The 23,040-nt window shown below is 36.6% G+C and carries 17 protein-coding genes, 2 rRNA genes, 1 pseudogene and 1 CRISPR repeat array; of the genes and pseudogenes, 18 read left to right on the top strand and 2 right to left on the bottom strand.

Going from position 1 to position 23,040, the window contains the following annotated elements; translation table 11 throughout:
• The 3 genes and pseudogenes from H6G25_RS20195 to H6G25_RS20185 form a co-directional block, all read left to right on the top strand.
• Positions 1-217, top strand: a 23S ribosomal RNA gene (locus H6G25_RS20195); the annotation flags it as partial.
• 130 nt (positions 218-347) lie between these two features.
• Positions 348-465, top strand: a 5S ribosomal RNA gene (gene rrf / locus H6G25_RS20190).
• A gap of 230 nt (positions 466-695) precedes the next feature.
• Positions 696-794, top strand: a pseudogene (locus tag H6G25_RS20185) (DUF4277 domain-containing protein); the annotation flags it as partial.
• A 44-nt stretch (positions 795-838) separates the two neighbouring features.
• On the opposite strand, the gene H6G25_RS20180 reads toward H6G25_RS20185, so the two are convergent.
• Positions 839-1,645: a DNA adenine methylase gene (locus H6G25_RS20180; RefSeq protein ID WP_190394029.1), complete on the bottom strand. Its 807-nt coding sequence runs from the start codon at positions 1,643-1,645 to the stop codon at positions 839-841.
• 244 nt (positions 1,646-1,889) lie between these two features.
• Here H6G25_RS20180 and H6G25_RS20175 point away from each other — a divergent pair, with 244 nt between their 5' ends.
• The gene (locus H6G25_RS20175) at positions 1,890-2,615 is read left to right on the top strand and encodes a cytochrome b/b6 domain-containing protein (RefSeq protein WP_190394028.1); all 726 of its coding nucleotides are present in this window, start codon (positions 1,890-1,892) and stop codon (positions 2,613-2,615) included.
• Between the two features lie 33 nt (positions 2,616-2,648).
• Here the strand turns inward: H6G25_RS20175 and H6G25_RS20170 are convergent, their stop codons facing one another.
• On the bottom strand, positions 2,649-3,836 hold the full coding sequence (locus H6G25_RS20170) for a WYL domain-containing protein (RefSeq protein ID WP_190394027.1): 1,188 nt from the start codon (positions 3,834-3,836) through the stop codon (positions 2,649-2,651).
• 266 nt (positions 3,837-4,102) lie between these two features.
• Here H6G25_RS20170 and csx18 point away from each other — a divergent pair, with 266 nt between their 5' ends.
• From csx18 to H6G25_RS20100, 14 genes are all read left to right on the top strand, one after another.
• The gene (gene csx18 / locus H6G25_RS20165) at positions 4,103-4,378 is read left to right on the top strand and encodes a CRISPR-associated protein Csx18 (protein WP_190394026.1); all 276 of its coding nucleotides are present in this window, start codon (positions 4,103-4,105) and stop codon (positions 4,376-4,378) included.
• Between the two features lie 159 nt (positions 4,379-4,537).
• Positions 4,538-5,530, top strand: a complete 993-nt coding sequence (gene cas1 / locus H6G25_RS20160; protein ID WP_190394025.1) for a CRISPR-associated endonuclease Cas1 — start codon at positions 4,538-4,540, stop codon at positions 5,528-5,530.
• A 20-nt stretch (positions 5,531-5,550) separates the two neighbouring features.
• Positions 5,551-5,832, top strand: coding sequence for a CRISPR-associated endonuclease Cas2 (cas2, locus tag H6G25_RS20155; RefSeq protein ID WP_190394024.1), 282 nt, complete (start codon positions 5,551-5,553; stop codon positions 5,830-5,832).
• A 183-nt stretch (positions 5,833-6,015) separates the two neighbouring features.
• Positions 6,016-8,755: direct repeats of the CRISPR family, unit length 36 nt; unit sequence GTCCCCACTCGCTGGGGACATTAATTGAATGGAAAC.
• 562 nt (positions 8,756-9,317) lie between these two features.
• On the top strand, positions 9,318-12,401 hold the full coding sequence (cas10, locus tag H6G25_RS20150) for a type III-B CRISPR-associated protein Cas10/Cmr2 (RefSeq protein WP_190394023.1): 3,084 nt from the start codon (positions 9,318-9,320) through the stop codon (positions 12,399-12,401).
• Positions 12,401-13,588 (top strand): type III-B CRISPR module-associated Cmr3 family protein, encoded by a 1,188-nt coding sequence (locus H6G25_RS20145; protein ID WP_190394022.1) that lies wholly within the window; start codon positions 12,401-12,403, stop codon positions 13,586-13,588. Before cas10 ends, H6G25_RS20145 begins: the two co-directional genes overlap by 1 nt.
• Positions 13,581-14,456: a type III-B CRISPR module RAMP protein Cmr4 gene (gene cmr4 / locus H6G25_RS20140; protein WP_190394021.1), complete on the top strand. Its 876-nt coding sequence runs from the start codon at positions 13,581-13,583 to the stop codon at positions 14,454-14,456. Before H6G25_RS20145 ends, cmr4 begins: the two co-directional genes overlap by 8 nt.
• 14 nt (positions 14,457-14,470) lie before the next feature.
• Entirely contained in the window at positions 14,471-14,983 is a 513-nt protein-coding gene (locus H6G25_RS20135; protein ID WP_199319820.1) for a hypothetical protein, read from the top strand.
• Complete coding sequence (locus H6G25_RS20130) at positions 14,983-16,713, top strand: RAMP superfamily CRISPR-associated protein (RefSeq protein WP_190394020.1); 1,731 nt, start codon at positions 14,983-14,985, stop codon at positions 16,711-16,713. Before H6G25_RS20135 ends, H6G25_RS20130 begins: the two co-directional genes overlap by 1 nt.
• A gap of 39 nt (positions 16,714-16,752) precedes the next feature.
• Positions 16,753-18,249: a hypothetical protein gene (locus H6G25_RS20125; protein ID WP_190394019.1), complete on the top strand. Its 1,497-nt coding sequence runs from the start codon at positions 16,753-16,755 to the stop codon at positions 18,247-18,249.
• A complete protein-coding gene (locus H6G25_RS20120) occupies positions 18,233-19,765 on the top strand; it encodes a hypothetical protein (RefSeq protein ID WP_190394018.1) in 1,533 nt (510 codons plus the stop codon). Before H6G25_RS20125 ends, H6G25_RS20120 begins: the two co-directional genes overlap by 17 nt.
• A 98-nt stretch (positions 19,766-19,863) precedes the next feature.
• Positions 19,864-21,261: a MotA/TolQ/ExbB proton channel family protein gene (locus H6G25_RS20115; protein WP_190394017.1), complete on the top strand. Its 1,398-nt coding sequence runs from the start codon at positions 19,864-19,866 to the stop codon at positions 21,259-21,261.
• A gap of 7 nt (positions 21,262-21,268) precedes the next feature.
• Positions 21,269-21,730: a hypothetical protein gene (locus tag H6G25_RS20110; RefSeq protein WP_190394016.1), complete on the top strand. Its 462-nt coding sequence runs from the start codon at positions 21,269-21,271 to the stop codon at positions 21,728-21,730.
• 27 nt (positions 21,731-21,757) lie between these two features.
• Positions 21,758-22,453 (top strand): hypothetical protein, encoded by a 696-nt coding sequence (locus H6G25_RS20105; protein WP_190394015.1) that lies wholly within the window; start codon positions 21,758-21,760, stop codon positions 22,451-22,453.
• A 57-nt stretch (positions 22,454-22,510) separates the two neighbouring features.
• The gene (locus tag H6G25_RS20100; RefSeq protein ID WP_190394014.1) at positions 22,511-22,693 is read left to right on the top strand and encodes a type II toxin-antitoxin system Phd/YefM family antitoxin; all 183 of its coding nucleotides are present in this window, start codon (positions 22,511-22,513) and stop codon (positions 22,691-22,693) included.
• The last annotated feature ends 347 nt before the right edge of the window (positions 22,694-23,040 follow it).

The raw sequence follows: 23,040 nt of genomic DNA, 5'->3' as shown, positions 1-23,040 counted from the left end.
TGGTGTACCAGTTATTGTACCAACAGTAAACGCTGGGTAGCCAAGTGCGGAGAGGATAACCGCTGAAAGCATCTAAGTGGGAAGCCCACCTCAAGATGAGTACTCTCACTACGATAAGTAGGTAAGGTCACGGGCAGAACACCCGTTAATAGGCTCTATGTGGAAGTACAGTAATGTATGAAGCAAAGGGGTACTAATAGACCGAGGGCTTGACCTCTATTCTATTTTGTGATTGTGATTTCTCTTTCTCGAATGCAGTCTTCAGGGTTTCTGTCAAGTTAAAACTCAGATCTCAAAACTTGATTTTTGACTTTTGACTTTTGACTTTTGACTTCCCAACGGGCTTTCCTGGTGTCTATGGCGTGGTGGAACCACACTGATCCCTTCCCGAACTCAGAGGTGAAACGCTGCTGCGGCGACGATAGTTGAGGGGTAGCCCTCCGTGAAAATAGCTCGATGCCAGGTTTATTATTTAACAACATTGCCTCCTCTATTTATTTAGTGGGGGTTTTGTTTTTGGGTTTTTTAATACAAAATAAGGGGACTTAGACCCCCTGTACTTCAATTTATTTGTGGTACAGATATAAGTATTATAAGTAGCAAACAAATCTATAGAAACGCGTTAACGCATTCAAGAATGTAAAAATATAAACATTGATTCTCAAAGAACTAAAAAATAGAAATTCATAAGGCCAGGAATAAAAGCAGAAGATCTAAATGATGACAAAATAGGTAGAGTCATGGATAAGCTTTACAAATATGGATTAACTAAATTATTCCTAATAATTGCTTTAGAAGTAGTAAAGAAAAGAGGAGATGTTTCAGATTTTTCTTGGATTTAGTAGTTACTAATGAATAGTTCTTGGCCTTTTTCGGCTTTTTTTTGTTTATAGTTATTCATGCCATATTGTAGTTCCCATTCAATGATATTTGCCCATTTAAAATTTTCTCTTATTTCTGGACAATCATCATAGGTAATTAACCATTTGTGGGGACATTGTTTTAAGTTTAAAGCAAATCTTTGATGATCAAATCCTGTATGTAAATCTCCTTTTTTACCATATAATTTAGATTTCTCAGCTTGGAAATAGGGAGGATCTAAAAATATAAATACCTCTGGTCCTGGGCGATTAATAATATGGTTATAATCTAAATTGGTGATTTTGATATCTGGTGTTAAGATAGTGGCTAATTTTTCCAGTCTATCTATTGATGAATTGGTAAATCTTTTGTGGAAAGATTCTAAAGAAAATCCTCCTGATTCTATAGTTCCTGAAAATGTAATTCTATTTAGAACAAAAAAGCGCGTTGCCCTTTCTAAATCTGTTAATGTGTTAACATCTATATGGGCTAATTTAGCAAAGAGTAATTTTCCGTCTTGGTAATTTTCCTTAACATGACGAACTTCAGCGACTAATTTCGATAAATCAGATTGTGCTAAATGCCAAAACAGATATAATTCCGGGTTTAAATCATTAATTTCAATCTTTAAATCAGGATATTTTTGTTTAAGATAAATAAATACAGAACCACCACCAACAAAAGGTTCTCGCAACTCAGAAAACTTTTTTGGGAGGTATTCAGATATTTGCTTAATTGCTTTTGATTTACCACCAGGATAACGGAGAGGACTTTTGATGTTCATGTTGTTTGAGGTTGGAAAAGTGATAATATAAATTTTACATTCTTATATAGGGGTTTCCGCTCTTATGAGGTACATCTTAAGCCCCCTCCTCGCACCCCCCTCAATCCCCCCGCTGCGGGGGGAAGAAAAGGATAAACTTTTGATATTGGAGGGGGTTGGGGGTGGGGTTCTTGTACCTCATAACATCAGGAAGTGCTGTATCTACAGCAAAATTACCCATCTTCACAACCTACCATATCAGCTTATGAACCGTTCAACACCCTATCAACCCTTAATATTAAGAATCCTGCATGGTATCAGCGGAACTTTAGTAATTGGTGCAATTATCAGCGGGTTTCTAATTTACAACACTTTTGACAAAAGATTTGGATCTATCCCCATTCCTAAAATTAATCCTATTCAGGATATTCACGGCACATTAGCACTATTTTTCTTGATTTTACTACCATTTTTCGCCCTTTATAGTTTTCATGCCGGTAAAAGACGCTTATTACAACCAGACTCTATGCAAAATCTCACTCAAATTGGTAGACCAATTTGGTGGGTAAGTTTGCAACGTTTAGCAAATACTAAAATGTTAATTGCTGCGGTTTTAGCAGTAGTCTCTGGTAGAATGATGAAAGAAGAATGGCTACCTACAGGAGAATTTGATCATATTTGGTATTCTCTTCATTTAATAGCTTGGTTAATCATGATTTGTTGTTTAGCAATTCATGTTTTGATGTCAGCTAAAGTTGGTGGTGTGCCATTATTACTGTCAATAATATCATGGAAATTCCGCCCGGAAGATAGTCCGGTGAATTGGTATGGTCGTTTCCGTGGTTGGTTGGGTAATTTTTCTGATCATATTCAGGAAGAAATTAATCAGTTTATGGACGGTAGTTTATTATTGAAAATAATTGAGGTGATTGTTTTGTTAGGAATTATTACCGCGTTTATTTTACCAGTGTTTTTCTCAAGTGAAAAGTAAAGTCTATTTTTATCTAGGTTTTAAATAGCAGATTTACATATCTTGATCAAGATAGCGGTCAAGTAAAGCCTGTGCATATTTGCGGTGTTCTGCCACTAATTTAGGAGGAGATAATACTTGGGCTTTATCCATATAACGATAAACCCAGCGACTAAATTCATTTAAAGACCGACCTGGTAAATCTACAGCATATTCTATATAAGAATATTGCCCATTTTCAATACATCCAGTGGTAATTTTTTGGCGAGGATGACGACGTTCTCCTTCTAAAATAAATTCTGATACTGGAGGATAAAAACGCACTTTTACCTCAATAAATTCCAGGTTTCCTGCTAATTCTAATCGCTGTGGTTCTAGCTTACCTAAATTTAAACCCCAGCCATTTTCTAGTAGTTTATATGCTGTAACTAAACTTTCTCTTTGTTTTTCTAAACCCCGTGGTGGTATTTTGCGGACAGGATAACAATGACTATTAAAACGGTTGATACGCCCCATAATTAAATGTCCATCTTCGCAAATTTCATGTAATAAATACCAAGCAATATCATGATATATTAACTGTAAAGGAAATACCTGAAACCGCCCAGTATGATTAGAACCATATAAATCTTTGGTACGAGAAATTTCAACAGCTTGTCCCTGAATAATAGCTTGTTCTAATAATGGTAATTGATGAAATAATGTATCGCGGTTTTCTCCCTGAGTCGCCATTTCTTCCGGGTCAGTATAAATAATAGCCCGGTTGAGATGTTGACGAGTCGGATAAAAAAGTTCTCCTTCCAGGGACTTATCTAAACCACGTAATCTTTTACTAAGACTTTCATAAATGCGTCTAGCTTGGGCATCACCCTGATATTGTGCTTGAGATGCTAAGGCGTTAAATGCTACTTTTAATTCTGTTATGGAAAGCGCACCTGTTCCTAAATAATATCCCCAGCGATACATTCGTTGGTCAAGAATAGCATAACGTCTGAGGGTTTCTAAATCTTTGCGGAGGGTGGAAAGGGCTGGATATTCTGGGGGTAATTCTATCTTTAATTCTGCTGCTAACTTTTGCAGATATGCTTTTACAGAAATAATTGCATCATGATTTTCATTGTTACTGGAGTCGAGAAAATCAGGACTACCGACACCGGGATATTTTAATAATGTAGCAATTAACAGCAGCAAACGTTCAAAAGCCAAACGTTCTGTATAGGAATGGGTAGGTTTTTTAGACATTATTTTAAAGTCTCACGCAAAGGCGCAAAGTCGCAAAGGAAGAAAGGAATATAAAAACACAAGTGTGGTACGAGTACATTAAAATTGCTGTAATCTCAGTGTAAAAAGAAAATATTTAAACTATTGGTAGAAATTGGCTGTAACTGTTGTCAATATTGCTTTAGATAAGATAACTATCATAATTTAGTTTATAGTCTTTTTCTAGCTTTTTGCTAATTCTGCGGTTATGGTAATCAACAGGATCTTGAAGTTAGCCTTTTTACACTATGTATATTTCTCGACGTTCTGCTACTTTCAGAAATGTTTCTATATCTACTGTGAATGGTGGTATTACTTTAGTGATTTTGTTAATTGCACCCTTGGGTTTAGCGGCAGTTCTTATTAATACTTTGTTGGTTACGGTAGCTACTTATATAGTGGCTAGTGCAGCAGATAGGGTAATTTTGTGGTTAGAACCGGAACAAAATGCAGAATTAACATCTTCTGGAACAGGTGAATATCGTTCTGCTAAAAAATCTTATTTACAACGTTGGTGGCGTTAATAAAAAATTAAATTATGTCCGCCCAATCACTTACGATATAGTTGATAATTGTATTGCCTTTTGCCAATTACCAATTACCCATTACCAGCCTCAACAAATATGATAACTGTTCAACCGGACATGATATTAAATCATCATTAAATCATTTTTGATAATTCCATGCAGACCCTTTATGTTTCTGAACAGAATTGTTATGTCTGTTTACAGAAAGAAACTTTGTTAGTTAAACAAGGGGATACTGTTTATATTGAAGTACAGTTACCTTTGTTAGAACAAATTTTGATTTTTGGTCAATCGCAAATCACAACCCAAGTGATTCGTGCTTGTTTATGGCGGGATATTCCCATTGCTTATTTATCAAGAATGGGTTACTGCTATGGCAGAATTTTACCCATTTCTAGGGGATACCGCCAATTATCCCGTTATCAACAACAATTATCCCCCATAGATAGGTTAATTACTGCTAGGGAACTTGTTAAAGGTAAGTTAAAAAATAGCAGAGTGCTATTAAGAAGACAGCAGAAAAAACGAGAGTCAGAACTTATAGAACGGGTTTTAGAAAGTTTAGATTATTTAGCAGCACAAGCGGCCACAGCAGATAATTTAGAACGGTTAATGGGCTTTGAAGGTGCCGGTGCGGCTCAATATTTCTCCGCTTTTGGTGAATGTCTGACTAATTCTGATTTTGTGTTTTCTGGTCGTAGTCGTCGCCCACCAGGAAACCCTGTGAATGCCATGTTAAGTTTTGGGTATCAAGTCCTGTGGAATCATCTTTTAGCATTAATTGAAATTCAAGGTCTTGACCCCTATTATGCTTGTTTACATCAAGGAAATGATGGTCATGCGGCTTTGGCTTCTGATTTAATTGAAGAGTTCCGCGCTCCTTTGGTAGACTCCCTGGTAATGTGGTTAATTAATCGCAAAATTATGGATGTTAAGGCTGATTTTGAGTTTAAAAATGGGGGATGTTATTTGAATAATTTGGGTAGGAAAAAGTTTTTACGGGGGTTTTTGCAAAGAATGACGGAGGAAATTAAAACTGATCAGGAAATAAAGCAACCAAAGTGGGATTTATTAACTCAACAAGTCAAGGCTTTTAAACAGTTTGTTTATAATCCCAGTCACCATTATCAATGTTATCGAATTGATTGATTTTTTCGGATGTTTGTGTTATGTTTTTGTATGTGATTTCCTACGATATTCCTGATGATAAACGCCGGAAAAAAATAGCTGATTTATTAGACGGTTATGGTCAGCGGGTACAGTATTCTGTATTTGAATGTCAGTTAAGTAGGGAAAAGTACAATGATTTCCGTCGTCGGTTAAGGAAGATTGTCAAGTTGGAGGAGGATAATGTCAGGTTTTATCCTTTGTCTCGACATACTCTTTCCCAGGTGGAAACTTGGGGGGTGGGTGTGCCTGTGATTGAGCCTCCGGGTTCAATTATTGTGTAGTTTTTCCGAAGGTCGGGTAAAATGGCTGTAATGTTGATTTTTTGGTTGGGAACTTCGGTCGCTTGCTGGGTAAGGGTTTTGGGGGTTTTTTTCCGCTGTCGGTTGGTGGTTTTAACACTTTTTTTCCTGACCTTCGGAAACTGTCTCTGGACACCTTGCTGGGTAAGGGTTTAAAATTGAGGGGTCCCCACTCGCTGGGGACATTAATTGAATGGAAACATTCTATATTGTTCTAACTCTAACACATCATGTTGTCCCCACTCGCTGGGGACATTAATTGAATGGAAACTTCTGTCCACGTCATAGGTGTGACAGGTTGTGATGGTGTGGTCCCCACTCGCTGGGGACATTAATTGAATGGAAACTTCTGAACTTACGTTTTGTATGTTGTGGTATCTCAGTCCCCACTCGCTGGGGACATTAATTGAATGGAAACTCCAGGAAGCTATCTACCTAGCAATAAGGCATCTACGTCCCCACTCGCTGGGGACATTAATTGAATGGAAACTTCCAAGCTTCATACAAACAGGTAGCAGTAAATTGTCCCCACTCGCTGGGGACATTAATTGAATGGAAACTTTAAGCTGCTCAGACTTAAATCCCTTCCCTTTAGTTGGTCCCCACTCGCTGGGGACATTAATTGAATGGAAACGGCGCGATACTTAGGACTCATCTCACCCAGCCGTTTAGTCCCCACTCGCTGGGGACATTAATTGAATGGAAACAAAAAATCTTTAGCACTAAAGCAGAAGTAATTAAACGTCCCCACTCGCTGGGGACATTAATTGAATGGAAACTTGTGTTTCGTGAGCTTTGTCACTTGACCATTTAATTGTCCCCACTCGCTGGGGACATTAATTGAATGGAAACTTTTCTTGGCAGAGAGGAGAAACAAGAATCCAACTAATTGTCCCCACTCGCTGGGGACATTAATTGAATGGAAACTTAAAATCTCGTCGCTTACCCCCACTTGCTTCATGTCCCCACTCGCTGGGGACATTAATTGAATGGAAACGGGTTATCGGTTGGTAGCGAAGATTTCGGATTTTGGTCCCCACTCGCTGGGGACATTAATTGAATGGAAACTATATTTAGTAAGTTTTTTAAAACAGTTGCGTAATGTCCCCACTCGCTGGGGACATTAATTGAATGGAAACTTTCAACCTCAGAGGTTAACTGCTTAATCGTCTCCGTCCCCACTCGCTGGGGACATTAATTGAATGGAAACGAGGTAATCCCCATAGGATTTCTAATGCACGATTGCGCGTGTGTCCCCACTCGCTGGGGACATTAATTGAATGGAAACATTTGTAGATACTTTCCAACTTTTAAGATGTTTGCGTGTCCCCACTCGCTGGGGACATTAATTGAATGGAAACGAAATCAGGTTTCCCGTAATCAGGTTTTCTGATTGTGGAAAGTCCCCACTCGCTGGGGACATTAATTGAATGGAAACAACCAGTGAATAAGATAGTTTCGCCTTCATGTCCTCTGTTTGTGTCCCCACTCGCTGGGGACATTAATTGAATGGAAACGTCAAGGCCGCGATACCCGCCTGGATTATGGCGAATGTCCCCACTCGCTGGGGACATTAATTGAATGGAAACTTTGTTACGCTATCCGCAAATCCAAAACCATCCATCGTCCCCACTCGCTGGGGACATTAATTGAATGGAAACTCTAACTTATTAGACAACTCAGTAGGTTTACTATCTGGTCCCCACTCGCTGGGGACATTAATTGAATGGAAACATTCCCGTCAGTTGTGGTTTGGGGAGTAAAAAATGAGTCCCCACTCGCTGGGGACATTAATTGAATGGAAACTCAGCGGGAGACATTGTGCGAGTAAAGTTAGCGGCTTGTACCGCGTCCCCACTCGCTGGGGACATTAATTGAATGGAAACAACCATCGGTTGTATAGAACCGGAATGTTGTAATGTTGTCCCCACTCGCTGGGGACATTAATTGAATGGAAACTTATTAATCCTCAGAAAAACGCTACCGATCGCAGCGGTCCCCACTCGCTGGGGACATTAATTGAATGGAAACTATAAGTCGGCAATATCTTGAGGGCTGGGTGGTAATGTCCCCACTCGCTGGGGACATTAATTGAATGGAAACGTCAAAGGTGAAAAGTCCCCATTCTAACTGCTGTTGTCCCCACTCGCTGGGGACATTAATTGAATGGAAACCCTTCCAGGTTCTTACTTTTTTGGCTCACCACCTAATGTCCCCACTCGCTGGGGACATTAATTGAATGGAAACATTGTAGGTAGTAACTGAGCAATTTTGTGAGATTCTGTCCCCACTCGCTGGGGACATTAATTGAATGGAAACTTAGACGATTTTTACAGTAAGCGTACTTGGAATCAAGGTCCCCACTCGCTGGGGACATTAATTGAATGGAAACTAGTTTAAGGGCATTAGGAGCATTAAGATACAACCTAGTCCCCACTCGCTGGGGACATTAATTGAATGGAAACAATTAAGGGCATTTCTGAAGAGTAGGCTAGTTGCCAGGAAAGTCCCCACTCGCTGGGGACATTAATTGAATGGAAACGCCAAATGGGTGGCTTGTGCTGTGATACAGGGTTTGTCCCCACTCGCTGGGGACATTAATTGAATGGAAACTTTAATCCTCTGGCTACTTCATCAATGTTTTTTAGTCCCCACTCGCTGGGGACATTAATTGAATGGAAACGTCGTGGTGCCGGTTATATTCCTGCAAATAGCTTTGTCCCCACTCGCTGGGGACATTAATTGAATGGAAACCGCTAACCATTCCGTTTGTTCTAGAGAATCTAGTAGCATAAATGTCCCCACTCGCTGGGGACATTAATTGAATGGAAACTAATTTATTTCTCCATTCACTTTCTGGAATATTAGAGTCCCCACTCGCTGGGGACATTAATTGAATGGAAACATCAGATATAAGTCCCCACTCGCTGGGGACATTAATTGAATGGAAACTAAAGAACTACCTTTCAATGTAAATGATGCAATTATGTCCCCACTCGCTGGGGACATTAATTGAATGGAAACGTCATGATATTGAATGCTTATCCCATAAAATTGTTCATCTTTCCCACTCGCTGGGGATATTAATTGAATGGAAACCCTGCAAAAATGAAGAATTAAGAATGAAGAAGTCCCCACTCGCTAGGGATATTAATTGAATGGAAACAATGACCATTAGCAGTATATATAAATACATAATAAAATATGTACTGATATTTTGAGAATCAGTACATTTTAACTATCAATCAATGTTTGGTAAGGGAAACGCTGTAACTTGATAGCAGCATAAATAAGAACCAATGTCAAAGAAAATAAAATATTTTTAATAAAGTCCTCAAAGTGACGAAAAGCTTACAGAGTAAGGGTTAGAGCAAATATTACAAAAATCTTGAGATATTTTAGATTCCTAGACAAACACTGAATCGCGCTCTTATAATTCATCTATAAGCTAGACAGGGGATCTACCGATGACAGCAGAATATTGGCGGGCTAAGATTTGGGGGTTACTACATGACCCTGTATTAAAGGCATTACATGACAATAGCGGACGGGGTAAAAATAGCTTCTATAAACAACTAGAAGTAATGAAGCCTTGGGTTGAAATTGGCAGAACCCCCGATGATTCTTGTGGTAAAGCATTAGCAAATATCCTATTAGCAGATCATGTTGCTTCAGCAAGTGATAGATCCGCCATTGGTGGTACTACGGAATTTATAAACTATGCAGAAGGTAACAACCCTAACAAGGGATTAGAAATTAGACATTTATTATCTGGTGCAAAACAGGATTTAAAAGTTAATTTTCATCAGGAATTAATCAATGGTAAACGTGCAGATTTTTTATTTCCTAAAGAAAATGAACTAATTGCAAAAATTCCTGAACACTTACGAGAAGATATTCAAGAAAATATACCCAAGATTAAACAATTATATTGGTGGTTATGGCGTTGTTTACCTCAAGCAACCTGTGATTTATTTAAAGATAGTTCTTTAATGTTAATGCCAGCAGAAACCAGGATTCCCGATGCTTCTATTTGGAGTCATGTAAGTATGACATCAGCCTTAGCTGGTGGTTTTGCTGGATATGATTTAACATTAGATGAAATTAAAAACTGGCCAAGAGGTAAAGCAGTTTCTCATCCTTATTTAGCAGTATTTAGTTTTAGTCCAGTACAGGAACTAATTAAATCTAGTCGCAAAATGCGGGATTTTTGGGCAGGTTCTTGGTTATTACATTATTTATCAGCTAAAGTTTGTTGGCAACTAGCCAATCAATATGGACCAGATACCTTACTTTATCCTAGTCTTTATCAACAACCATTAATTGACCATTGGTTATTACAACAATATCCAGACTTTGCCCAATTTATTAATAAAGAAACACCAGAAAAAACATCATCAGAATCATTATTAACTGCTGGTTTTCCTAATGTAATAGTATTGGTATTACCAGAAGGCAAAGTACAAGCGGCCATGCAAACAGCCCAACAAACCTTGTTAAAAGAATGGTTAAAAGTGGGGGATTTAGTATTAAAAGAATTGCAAAATGAACGTCATTGGATGAGACAATTAAAACCAGATGATAATAGTTGGCAAGGTTGGTTAAAATCCCAATGGCAAGTTTACTGGACAGCATTACCCATAGGTAAACCAGAAGAAGAGTTTAAATGTTCTGCTAACAAAAACAAAAATCAAGAATTTGAAAACTGGTCAAAAGCACAAAATGAAACTTACAATTTAATCAACAATAAAAATCAGCTTTTCAAAGAACAAGAAAAAGATTTATTACAAGAATCTTATCAAGTTCGTAAACAGATATATAAAAGGGGATTTAGTGCTAATATAGGTTCATGGTGGGGTTATATTTTCGACGCAACCCGCGCTAGTTTAGCATCTGTTAAAAATGCTAGAAATTGGGAACTTCCCACAGCCTTTGGACCGCGTTCTACTATTTCTGGTATTGGTCCAGTTGTCAGTTCTGGTAAAGATGGAAAAGACTGGATAACAGAAGGTGATACTAAGGAATCATGGGAAAAACATGATGCAGGTTTTTTTGATGGTACAGAACAATTAAACGCTACGGAAGTTGTCAAACGTTGTTTGCATGAAATTTTGCCTGATTTATTAGGCATAAAAAAAGAAGATATTGCAGCATCTTATCCAGATTTAACTTCTGGAGTTGCTGGATATTTAAGAGTTAATCAAACAAAACAACAAGAAAATTTTGATTATGCTTGTGAAGCAATAATCAAGGCATTTCCCAGTACCAAAGCAATAATTGACCAAATGTACAAAAAATGGGGTATTCCTTGGATAGATAGTTCAGAGTCTCAAAAATATCATTGTCGCTTGTTAAATGCTGGCTGGTTAGTGGAGGATTTACAAACTCCAGAATTAAAAATATTACAAATACAATTGGAGAAAGCTAAGGAAGAAAATAAGGAGGTAATTAGAAAACAAATCATTGCCAAAAAACGTGATCATCGTGAAGACATTCAAAAGATAATTACCGAATACTATCCTAAGAATAATCCATCAGATTGGTATGTATTAGCAGCCGGTGATGGTGATAGTATGAGTGAATGGTTAAAGGGAATAAAACTCAAAAATTACGGTGATTATATACCATCAGAATTATCAGTTAATTTAGAGAGTTTTCCAGAGTTTTTAGCCATTCAAAAACGCATGGGACCTAGTACCCACAGTGCATTAAGTCGCGCGTTATTAGATTTTTCTAATCAATTAGTTCCTTATTTGACACAAAGCCGTTATGCAGGTAGATTAATTTATGGTGGTGGTGATGATGTTTTAGCTTATACCAATCTTTGGGAATGGGATAAATGGTTATGGGATATCCGTCAATGTTTTAAAGGTGCAAAAGACCCCCGTGAAGAAAAAGAGTTTAGTAATGATGGTGATTATTGGAAATATTTAAAGGATGATGGTGAAAAAGTTGGTTTAGTTGACCGTCCATTATTTACAATGGGAAGCACGGCTACAATTAGTTTTGGTATCGTAATTGCCCATCATTCTGTACCCTTAGCAATAGCTTTAGAAAGCCTGTGGGAAGCGGAAGACGCAGCGAAAAAACACGAATATCATCATAGTTGCCTTATACCAACTAAAAAACATGGAGAAAAAGCCTGTTTTAATAAAAAAGACGCTGTACAAGTGCGGGTACTCTACGGAAACGGAAATACCTTAAAATCCACTGCTAAATTCGATGTTTTTTCTGAATGGCAGCAATTAATCACAAATGATTTAGAAAGTGCGATATTTGAACAAGCTGCGAGTTTATGGAGTCAACACCCCGCACCGAGTTTAGAAGCTATTGTACCTTGGACAAAGGCATTTTGCGATCGCCGAGATCAATTCCAAAATGATGAAAATTCTACCTTAAAAACAAAGTTTCAAAAACAGTTAGCGGACTTTTTCACAGCGTTGTTTATTACTACCGAAACCAAACAACTAGATAATGAAATTCAAAGTTGGTTAAAACTAGCGGCATTTGTCAAACGTAACCGTGATATAAAAGTAAGAGGTGAGAATTAATGTATTGGTACAAACTCACACCATTAGATATTTTAATGTTAAGAGATGCTAAACCATTTTCACCACAAGAAAGGGCATGGGCTGGTAGTATATTTCCTCCTAATGGTCATACTATAGCCGGTGCATTACGGGGTTTATTAGGAAAAGAAATATTTAATATAGTTGGTCCGTTTCTGTGTTATCAAAACACAAAAAATACCCTATATCTTCCCCGTCCTTTAGGTTTTGTGAAATCTGTACCCCTTGTCCCTTTAACTTGGGAAACAGAATCTTATATCAACAATGCTTTATGGGATAAAACCCAACCTTGTCCATTAGTTAGACCTCATAATAGTAAAGATGATGATGAAGATGATAAAGATGATTTTGTTAAATGCAGTGGAGTAGAAACAAAATTCAGACAATATTTACCTTATTGTGTTGTTAAGAAATATTTAAAAACGGGCAAAATAGATAAAAATGATTGGAACATAATTAAAGACAGTCATGAGGATAAACCTTGGGACGAAGAAACCCGTTCTCATAATAGCATTGAACCCGGAACAAAACAAGTTAAAGATGCCGATGGTTACTTTGTAGAAAAGGCCATTCGTTTACATCAAAATTGGAGTTTTGCCATAGGCATTAATCACGAAATTACAACACCTGCAACAATCAGATTAGGAGGAGAAGGACACAGAGTTATAGTAGAATCTTGTCCAGAATTGGGGGAACAATGGCAAGAATTACAAAACATTTCCCGTGATAATTTTCAAGCTAATACTAAACAAGCTGATAATAAAGATGATACCAAATCAATAGCTTATTTAGTTACTCCTGGAGTTTTTGAAAGACCACATAAATATAATCCTGAACAAAGAGTAAATTTATGTCGTCCTTATCCCTGGGAATGGAAACTCAAAGACGGTATTTTTGTGAGTATGTCCACAGATAAAGCAGTACCAATCAGTTGTAGAATTAGGGAGAAAGAAGACAAGACAAAAAGCATTCCTGCACCCCAGGTTTTTGCAGCACCACCAGGGACATTGTACTATTTGAATAAGCCTCAAGGGTTGTTTCAGGATAATGAAAAAGTAGACAAGAATGGAACTAATAAAGATAATCGTGTAAACAATTGGCGACAATTGGGTTATTCGGAAATGTTGTGGATTAAATATCAAAAAATAGGAGAAAAAGAAAATGGTTGATTTTAGAGTTGGTTATATGTACAGTCTTGCACCTATTCATTGTGGGGGTGAAGGAGACTTAGGTAACATCTTAGAAATTGCCCGTGAAGTACATACAAATTTCCCTTATGTACCCGGATCTTCTTTACGTGGTAGCCTGAGAGATGAAGTAAAAATATTAGATGAAATAGCAGCAGAAACTCTATTTGGCAAAGAATTAGATAAACAAGGTCAAATGGGAGTTCATCAAGTTTGGTTTGGAGATGCAAGATTGCTATGGATTCCTATGCGAACCATGTCAGTTAATAATAGAGATGTTTTTATTTGGGTTAGCTGTCACTCATTAATTCGTGATCATGCCCTAATTTCACGTCAAAAAGCAGCAATATTTCCTAATCATGCTGTGGGTAATCGTGCAGGAGTTTATTCTGTAGCTGATGCTCAAATTCAAGTTTCATTGTTATCAGATGAGCAAAAACAAGCTATTTCTTTAACAGGATGGCCAGATTCATTAAAGAATGCTGTTAAACCTACTTGGGATAGTAATTTAATTGTTTTACCTGATGCAGATTTTCAAGTCTTAATGGAACATTCCCTCTGGACACAAGTTCGTAACAAAATTCAGGATAATCAAGAAGGGGTAAATCCAGAAGGTTCTGCTGAGATTTTTTGGACAGATATTTGTATTCCCAGAGATACTATTTTTTATTATCCTTGGGGTTATAGTTTGCTCAAAAATAATCCCATAACAGAAACACAACACAACTTACTAATTAGTGTTTTACAAGAATTATTTCAAGTAGGTGGACAAGCCAATGTAGGACGGGGTTGGGTTCAAGGTTGGACAAATCATCTTACATCACCCATTAAAGACAAAGTTACAGCCTAAAGGAATATAAAATTATGCCCCAAAATAAGCATCAACATAAACCTCATCTTCAATCTAATCCTCCAAAACCTCGAACTCCTTCTGAAAATGTGAAGGTTGAAACTGTTAAGAGCGATAATAACTCTTCTCTAGTTTTACCAGAACAAATGAGTTTATCTGCTCACGAACATATTCAAAAGTATTTGAAAACATACAAAAAACAGAAGTTAGATAAAAATGATTTAACTGCTGTTTTAAGATTGTCTCAACATTTAAGAGTTTTTGGTCTACTGTCTGCGGTTGGATATCTAAATCAAGCTAATGCTCAAGGTGGTGAAGTAAGAGAAAGAACTGTACCAGTGTGGGAATCATTACTAGGTCAGATGGTAGCGGTAGATAAAAATCAACTACCTAATAAAGAAGAATTAATGACACAAATAGTAGAGATGACTGGAAAGCAGCCTCAAGAATATATCTTAACTTGGCGGAAATCTTTGTTATTAGCTAACCATTGGAATTTTTGGGCAAGAGCCTATCAGGAGGATTAATGTACACAGGTATTGAATTAATTAATTTACTGGAAAAGCAACATCAAAAGCGATCGCAATCTGGCTTATTTAAAAAAGACACTTTTATTATCCAGTGGCGTGCTAAAGTTGGTTCATTTCCCCATCCAGATGTAGAAACCATAGTTTCTGCTGGTGAACCTTGTGGTGCATGGAGGCCAGGTCAAGGACAGCGGCCAGAAGATAAACGCAATGTTGGTGAAAATTGGCAACAATTAAGAACTCTACCCCTCAATGGTTATATTCCCGGTTCTTGTATCCGAGGTTTAGTAAGAGCATGGGCAAAACAAAGACCAGAAATTAAACCAAGAATGTACCAACTTTTAGGGCATCAAGACAATGATAAAATTACTGCTGGGAAAATTGAATTTCTTGATGCTTGGCCAGAAACGGCAACTAAATTAACATTAGATATTGTTAATCCTCAACAAGAATTTCAGGTATATCACCAAGGACAATGTACACCATTATCTCTTTATACTTTAGGTAATGGTCGAGATAAAATTCCTGTCATAGTTGCAATTAGAGGAATACCCGAAAAAGCAACAGAAGAGGAAGTAAACGAAGTTTGGGAATGGGTACAACAAGCACTAGGTTTATATGGTGTTGGTAGTCGTACTGCTTCTGGTTATGGAAGTCTTAAACTTCCTAATTCTGCACAAAAACTCACACATGATCCTGATTATCCAGTTAAACAATTTGAATTTAGTCTTTATAGTCAAGGTAGCGCAGGTCCAGATACTAAAACAATGGAATTACGTCCTTCACATTGGCGGGGTTGGCTGCGTTCTTGGTTAATGCGGTTTTTCTTGGGAGTAATGCCAGAAAATCTCGCTAAATTAACTGTGGCTGAACTGATGGGAGATATAGATGCAGGAGATGGCAACAGTCGCAAAGGTTGTGTACGTCTGCAAATGATTCAAGGTAAACCATGGGAGGAAAGGTCTGAGAATCAACCATCTTTTTATCTATGGAAAGGTAAATTACAAATTAGCGCACCAAAGGATATCCTCAATAAAATCATTTTGCCAATCATTCGTTTTGCAGTGATGGTTGGCGGTGTTGGTCGGGGTTGGCGTAGACCATTACACATATTTTGTATGGATAAGGGCTATGAAGCAGCAAGGGGAACACATTTAATTCTGAGACATAAAGTCAAAGATCCAAACACTGGTGACTTTAGGTATATAAATTTTACATTACCACTAAAACCAGAAGCTTGGAATAAAGAGTATATTACTTGGTTAACAGCAGTCAGAAATCTTTGGAGTGATAGAGTATCCATAAATAACCGTAATATCAAAGCAGAGGTTTTTTCACCTACCACCTGTGCAATTTATGTAGTTCCTGGTCCCGATGAGAACCCCATAGATGTTAATTCATTAGAATGGGAAAATGTAGATGCAGTTGATACCCGTGGGGATGGAATGGATTTAATTTATCAGAATAATGAAAATCAAAGGTATAAACGTAATCCAGATTTAGGAGGTAATGCAGCAGGTGGAGGAAATGGACATTGTTCTTGGGTAAGTATTAAACGGGTCAATATTCCCAACATACAAGAAGAAACCAAATGTCAAGAAATTGTTTGTTTATTTATGGGTGGACAAACACCAAATGCTAATCATGTGCGATCGCGCTTTCTCCGTGATTTAAAAAATATCAATGGTAATGTACATTTATTTGGTGTACAACCTCCAGCAGAAATTTAATACTCTAACTAAAAACTACCAAATACAACTTGATTAAATATGAAATCAGTTTTAATTGCGACAATAGGTACTAGAGATTTAATGTTCCAAATCGCCTCCGGTGAATGGTTCAATATTGGTGATGATAGAATGCAAAATGGGGAAATTATTGGTGAACAAGCAGAAGTTATTTCTGACTTAGGATTACATAATATTTCTTTTAGAGATTTAACTAAATACCTATTAGATAATATTGATACATACATAGACCGTTTAGAACCAGCAATTACAGGAAATATTTTTAACAAAAACGCATCAGAAATTGAGAAAGTATATTTAATTGCTACTGATCAAAAACCAGAAGTAAAACAGAGAGAAAAAGATACATTATATACAACAGAGATCATCAAAAAGTGGATTATTCGTAAATTCCAAAATCTGAACAATGATAATACCTCTATTCTTTATGTTGGACAAGATGGTACTAACCCCTCTGATTTTGAACAGATGTTTAACTGGTGGAGAAAAACATGGAGAAATGAAATTCATATTCAACCTCATCAACCCATTTGGGTATGTGTGAAGGGAGGAGTAGGTCAAACATCAGAAGCGGCAAGAGTTTCAGGACTTAGTTTCTATGGCGATCGTATTTTATTTTTTGAAGTTCAACAAAATACATCCGCTAATCGTCAAGGTATTCCCTCCGATTATAAAGGTCCATTTTTAGGTACTAACTATCTTTGGGATAGAACCCAAAAACAGGCTTTAAAATTATTAGAAAGCTATGACTATACAGAAGCTTATGATTTACTACAACCATATTTTCAGCAGTCAGGTTCAAAATTTGGAGCAATACCAAATTTATTAAAAGCTGGTAAATTATGGAATCAAGGACAATTTGAAAAATTCTTATCTCTTGCTAAAAGTTCTACACAAATATCTAGTGTAGAAGGCAGATTATGGATGGCTTATGAACAAGCTTATTTAAGTGTAATTCGTCTTGAGCAAATGAATACTACAGAAGCAATGTTACATAGCTATCGGTCTGTTGAGGGGTTATTATACCTATGGGCTGCTGATTCTTTTCCTGATTATGTTAAACAAGAAAAGTATAAAGAAGGGAAAAATAAAGGAAAAGATAAAGGATGGCTATTAATCAAAAAGTCTATATCACAAAAATATTCATCTTTAGAAGATCACTTTAATGGAGAAGAAACTGAATTACGAGGAAAATTATTACAAGACTTATTGAGCTTTGCTATTCCTGAAACCGCAAATAGTATTGATTTTCAGGCATTTTGGGAATCTGCAAGAAACACCAGAAATACTTTTTCTCATCGCTTAGGTGGTTTAGCAGAACAAGATGTTTTTACCGCTTGGGGTAAGGATATAACCGACTCACAACAATGGCAAAAAAGGATTTTAAATTGCATTAATTTAGTCACTAGAAAATCATTTACTACCCTATATAAAGCCAGTTTGTTTGCTCAAATTCACAAACAAGTTTTAGAAGCAATAGAAAAACAAGAAATTATTAATTATGACAACAACAAATAACACAGATAAAGTTAGCACCCTGATCATTACCGTAGGAACTCGACAAATAGGCTGGCGGTGTCAAGATGGTATTATCCGTTCCTTTGGTGCAGATGGTAATATTAGTTATCCTCCACATATCAACGAACTCTATCAAGAATTGGGAATAGAACGGGGTAAACATGAAGACGAAGATGGTAAAACCTATCCCTGGAGTGGTCGAGATTTAGGTAAAAGATATTATGATTACTGTCAAGAATGGTTAGGCGGTGATTTTAGTAATGTGGAATTATTGTTAGATAAAACTGTCATTGCAGGAGGAGTAAAACAAGGCTTAAAACATATTATCCTATGGGGAACAGACCAACCGGAAAGTATTACTTGGAATTTTCGCCGATTAGATACTTTATGGTTAGCAGAATTAATGAAGGGAAAAATTAAAAGTTTATTTCCTGATATTAGGGTTGATGTTCACGCTCCAAAAATTAATGCTGGTAATAGTCATGAAATTCGAGAAGAATTAGAACAACTGGTTTTAAAAGAAGCTATCAATGCTAATGAAAATCAAGAGTTTGTTCTCTGGATTCAAACTAAAGGATGTACCCCTGTAATTGCTTCTAATGTAGAAATTTGTGCAGCGGCTTTAGTACGTCAATATCAAGTATTTAATGCTAGTCCTGATGAACCAAAGGAATTTTTTACTACTTTAGAAAATGGTTTAGTTACTGCTAATCACTCCCAGAATTTTCAACTTATTACGATGAGTGAATATTTCTGGGCGTTAGAAAAGGTAAAGATTAAATCAGCTTGGGAAAGAGGTGATTTTTCAGAAGCCCAAATTTGGCTAAAAGTTCATGAAAGTCGTCATTCAGTATTATATAAATTAGCTGGTTTTTTAGCAAAATACAATAATTGGGAATCTGAATCTAATCATGATTTTTACCAAAAACTTAAAGATTGGATAGGTTGTAATGATGTTAGTAAAATAACTGATTCAGAACAAATCATCAATTGGAAAACTCAACTGCAAAAAATACAAACTGATGATATTAGCAAACTTTGGGAATCAACAATCATCTTAGAACTTTCTCTAAAACGAGAAAATTACACCACTGCATTTATTCAGTTTGTCCAATTGTTAGAACAGTTATTATATATTCAATCAACAGCCCAAAATTGGATTGCTAAAGGTTGGATAGTAAGTAATCAAGATGAACCAAGTTTAGCAGAATTAATGCAAGGTTGGTGTATTTACAAAAAATTCAAAGAAGATAATAAATGGTCAAAATTGTTAAAGGCTATTAGAACAAAGCGCAACGAAATTATTCATAAAGGGGAATCTATAAATTCAACAAAAATCGGTAATATTTGGGCTGATAATGGATTTTCAGGTGTATATATGCCAACAACTTCAGAAATCATTAAAAAACTGATGACGGATACATTCAAAGAAATCAGCACTCCTCCGAATTTGAATAACTTATTAATGCGTTCTTTGTATCAGTGGGGATTAAACTATCTGGAAAATGCCAATTAACTGTTTCTTGGTGTTTAATTTCTTGGTGTTTAATTAGGGAGTGATAGCTCCAGACAGCAAAACACACAAAACTTAAAATCAACAAATATCTAAAAATTATGACTGCAAAATCTCTTAACTTACCTGGTAAATCAGACCGCCAAGAATTAGATATCAAACTTTGGCTTATTTTAAGCATAGGATTAATAGTTACCTTTGGTATCTATGCTGCGGTATTCCCCATTAAAAATACATTTTTGGGTACTCTGTTATATGAACGGGGATTTACCCAAATTCTCGCCATATTTTTTGGCGGTATGGTAGTAACTATTACTATTCTCAAGGTGATTAAAATTCAAAGTGAATTAAAGGCATTTAAAAAGGATTTAATTCCTGACACTATTTCATTTGAAAATCTTAGATCCCTGCAAGTAGAACAAATTCGACAGTCTTTAATTAAGGAAAAAAGCTTATTAGCTCGTCGTTGTAGTCGGGTGATTGCAGCATATATAGTCTCAGGAAATCGCCAAACGGCTACTGAATTTGCAATGGAAGACTCGGCATTTTACAGCAGCACCGCAGAAACCTCCTATTCCGTAGCTCGTATTTTAGTCTGGGCAATTCCCCTCTTAGGATTTATCGGTACAGTTGTTGGTATTAGTGGTGCGGTCAATGGTTTTAGTGGATTCTTACAGCAATCCAGTGATATTGAACAAATTAAGCAGGGCATTGGAACTGTTACCAGTGGATTAGCAGTAGCCTTCGATACAACACTTCTAGCGTTATTTGTGAGCGTATTGGTGATGATTCCTTTGGTCTTAGTAGAAAGACAAGAATCACGGCTACTACTGGCAATTGATATTTATATCAATGACAAAATATTACCTCGTCTTAAAGAAACCGAGAACTTAAATCAAGCCTTAGTTGATGATGCCATATCCCAGGCATTTAAGACACATCTTCCAACAGCAGAAGTATTAATTCAACCTGCCCAGGAATATGCTAAACAAGCCGCAGAAGCTTTAGCTCAGGGGTTTTTAACTGAAGTAGAAAAAATCCAAGGAACTACCTATAAATTGATAGAGCAAATGAGTTATATCAATCAAATGGCTGTTACAGATAGGGAAACTTTTGTTAATACATTAGCCCAGCAAGAAAAATCTAGTCAAGAAATTAGCCAAGAGATTCAACAAATTAGTCAAGCAATTCAAAATAATTACCAAACCGTTAATCATAATTTCACAGAATACACAGAACAAATTTCCGAAGGAATCCAGAAGGCAGCAATGGCTTTAGATAGTCGGATTGCAGCTTTAGAGAATTGTGCTGCTCAGGTAGCGAGGATTGTCGAATTTCAGGATAGTTTACAACAGAGTTTACACACATTAGAAAAAACGGCACAATTAGGACAGGTATTAGGAGAAGTGGGTGCAAATCTGGCATTATTAAAACCAGTATTAGAACAACTGAATAAACCACGACTAATTACATTAGTTGAATCTGAAGAAAAACGTTGATAAATTTATGCCAAGAAGAATTAGCAATCGGACTGCTACGGAAATTGAATTATTTCCTTTTCTTTCAATTTTATTTTGTACCATAGGTGTACTTATTTTATTACTGATGGTTCTGACTGCTCAAACATTTAGCAATCAAAGACAAATTACTATTGTTGCCAAAACAGAGAATGGACAAAATCAGAGTAAACAACCCCGTTATATTGAATGCCGTAGTGATGGGGTTGTTCTCTATCCTAGTCAAGAATTTGTAGCTTTAACTCAAGTTAACAGTTCCTATTCTCCATTACAAACTTTATTAACAGAGGTGAAAACTAATCGAGATAAACAATATCTAATCGTCGCAATTCGCCCTGATGGTATTGAAGTATTTAAAACAATCAGAGCATTAATTGAGTCTGAAGGAATTGATATTGGTTATGAACCTATTGACGAAGGATGGCAACTCAAAATCCAAGGAAACATTTAAAAATAATACTGATTTACTGATATAAATATGAAGAAAAAACGTTATTTTACATCTCAGCACCCCCAACAAAATCTAGATTCCTTCTTGGATATTTTAACTAATACTGTTGGGGTGTTAATGTTTATGAGTCTGTTTATTACTTTAGTAGCTGTGCAATCGAGTACAATAGTCAGGACTCCACTGGCAAAGGAAACTGATAAAAAACCAAAATTTTTTGAAATTAGTGGTAATCGAGTCATTTATTTAGATAATGAATCGGCTAATCAACAAATTCAAGAATTTCTTGGTAATTTACCTACTTGTGTTGAACCTAGTTATATTTCAGGATTTGTTGACAGTTATCTTGATGAATTAAGAAATTATCAAAGTTGTATACAAGATAAATCCCAACAGTTAAAAGAGTTTCGAGTAGAAACAAAAAACTATGAGGTTGAATTATTTGATTTAGATGCTGGTGCGTGGCAATATAACCCTAAGTCAGTTAATAGTGGAGAATCAGATCAAGAACTAACTCAAGTTAATTCTGAATATCGAACAGCGTTATCTCAATTTGCACCTGAGAAAGATTATTTAGCATTTTTAGTCAGACCCGATAGTTTTGCTACTTTTCGTCAAGTTAGAGAAATTGCCTGGAAAGCGGGTTTTGATGTGGGTTGGGAACCAAAAACCCTTGATAGTCCCATTATTTTTGGTTCTCAAGGAAGATCAGTCGGTGTACAGTAGAACTTTGGATTAAGCCTGACTTTGGGAATATGGAAACGATTCCTGGGGTGCTTCGCTATGTCTGGGATCAAAACGGTTTTAGACCAGGTGACGAAAGATGCCGACTATACAATTATCACCAGAAGGGATGCTGATGATGCGGTGGTGATGTCCCTGGAGTTTTTTAATAGTCTTATGAAGGCTGTGTATTTATTGAAGTCTCAGGCAAATGCAGCCCATTTAGAACGTTCCATTACTTAGTTTAAGCAGGGGAAAGTGGTGCAGCGAGATTTGTTAAGTGAATAGCATTCCTACCCCAATCCTCAAAAAATACTTAGATAAAAATTCTGATTTTAGCTGTATCATATTCCATGATCACTTATACAGCACTTCCCGATGTTATGAGGTACAAGAACCCCACCCCCCACCCCCTCCAATATCAAAAGTTTATCCTTTTCTTCCCCCCGCTGCGGGGGGACTGAGCAGGGGGTTTTGATTCTCCGAGGTAAAGAAGAAAAGAATAGTGATCTTTTCTTGATAAAATCAAAAAGAGATCACTAATGTTTCAATTTTTCAATTATGTTAAATAGCTTAATCGTAAAACTCAA

The organism is Dolichospermum sp. FACHB-1091 (assembly GCF_014697585.1).
GTDB lineage: Bacteria > Cyanobacteriota > Cyanobacteriia > Cyanobacteriales > Nostocaceae > Dolichospermum.
The sequence above is the reverse complement of the archived record's forward strand: the minus strand, read 5'-3'. Positions and strand labels throughout refer to the sequence as shown.

Bases quoted from the DNA above. Each gene is read 5' to 3' on its own strand.
- H6G25_RS20180 (WP_190394029.1), bottom strand. From the start codon at position 1,645: ATGAACATCAAAAGTCCTCTCCGTTATCCTGGTGGTAAATCAAAAGCA.
- H6G25_RS20175 (WP_190394028.1), top strand. From the start codon at position 1,890: ATGAACCGTTCAACACCCTATCAACCCTTAATATTAAGAATCCTGCAT.
- H6G25_RS20170 (WP_190394027.1), bottom strand. From the start codon at position 3,836: ATGTCTAAAAAACCTACCCATTCCTATACAGAACGTTTGGCTTTTGAA.
- csx18 (WP_190394026.1), top strand. From the start codon at position 4,103: ATGTATATTTCTCGACGTTCTGCTACTTTCAGAAATGTTTCTATATCT.
- cas1 (WP_190394025.1), top strand. From the start codon at position 4,538: ATGCAGACCCTTTATGTTTCTGAACAGAATTGTTATGTCTGTTTACAG.
- cas2 (WP_190394024.1), top strand. From the start codon at position 5,551: ATGTTTTTGTATGTGATTTCCTACGATATTCCTGATGATAAACGCCGG.
- cas10 (WP_190394023.1), top strand. From the start codon at position 9,318: ATGACAGCAGAATATTGGCGGGCTAAGATTTGGGGGTTACTACATGAC.
- H6G25_RS20145 (WP_190394022.1), top strand. From the start codon at position 12,401: ATGTATTGGTACAAACTCACACCATTAGATATTTTAATGTTAAGAGAT.
- cmr4 (WP_190394021.1), top strand. From the start codon at position 13,581: ATGGTTGATTTTAGAGTTGGTTATATGTACAGTCTTGCACCTATTCAT.
- H6G25_RS20135 (WP_199319820.1), top strand. From the start codon at position 14,471: ATGCCCCAAAATAAGCATCAACATAAACCTCATCTTCAATCTAATCCT.
- H6G25_RS20130 (WP_190394020.1), top strand. From the start codon at position 14,983: ATGTACACAGGTATTGAATTAATTAATTTACTGGAAAAGCAACATCAA.
- H6G25_RS20125 (WP_190394019.1), top strand. From the start codon at position 16,753: ATGAAATCAGTTTTAATTGCGACAATAGGTACTAGAGATTTAATGTTC.
- H6G25_RS20120 (WP_190394018.1), top strand. From the start codon at position 18,233: ATGACAACAACAAATAACACAGATAAAGTTAGCACCCTGATCATTACC.
- H6G25_RS20115 (WP_190394017.1), top strand. From the start codon at position 19,864: ATGACTGCAAAATCTCTTAACTTACCTGGTAAATCAGACCGCCAAGAA.
- H6G25_RS20110 (WP_190394016.1), top strand. From the start codon at position 21,269: ATGCCAAGAAGAATTAGCAATCGGACTGCTACGGAAATTGAATTATTT.
- H6G25_RS20105 (WP_190394015.1), top strand. From the start codon at position 21,758: ATGAAGAAAAAACGTTATTTTACATCTCAGCACCCCCAACAAAATCTA.
- H6G25_RS20100 (WP_190394014.1), top strand. From the start codon at position 22,511: ATGTCTGGGATCAAAACGGTTTTAGACCAGGTGACGAAAGATGCCGAC.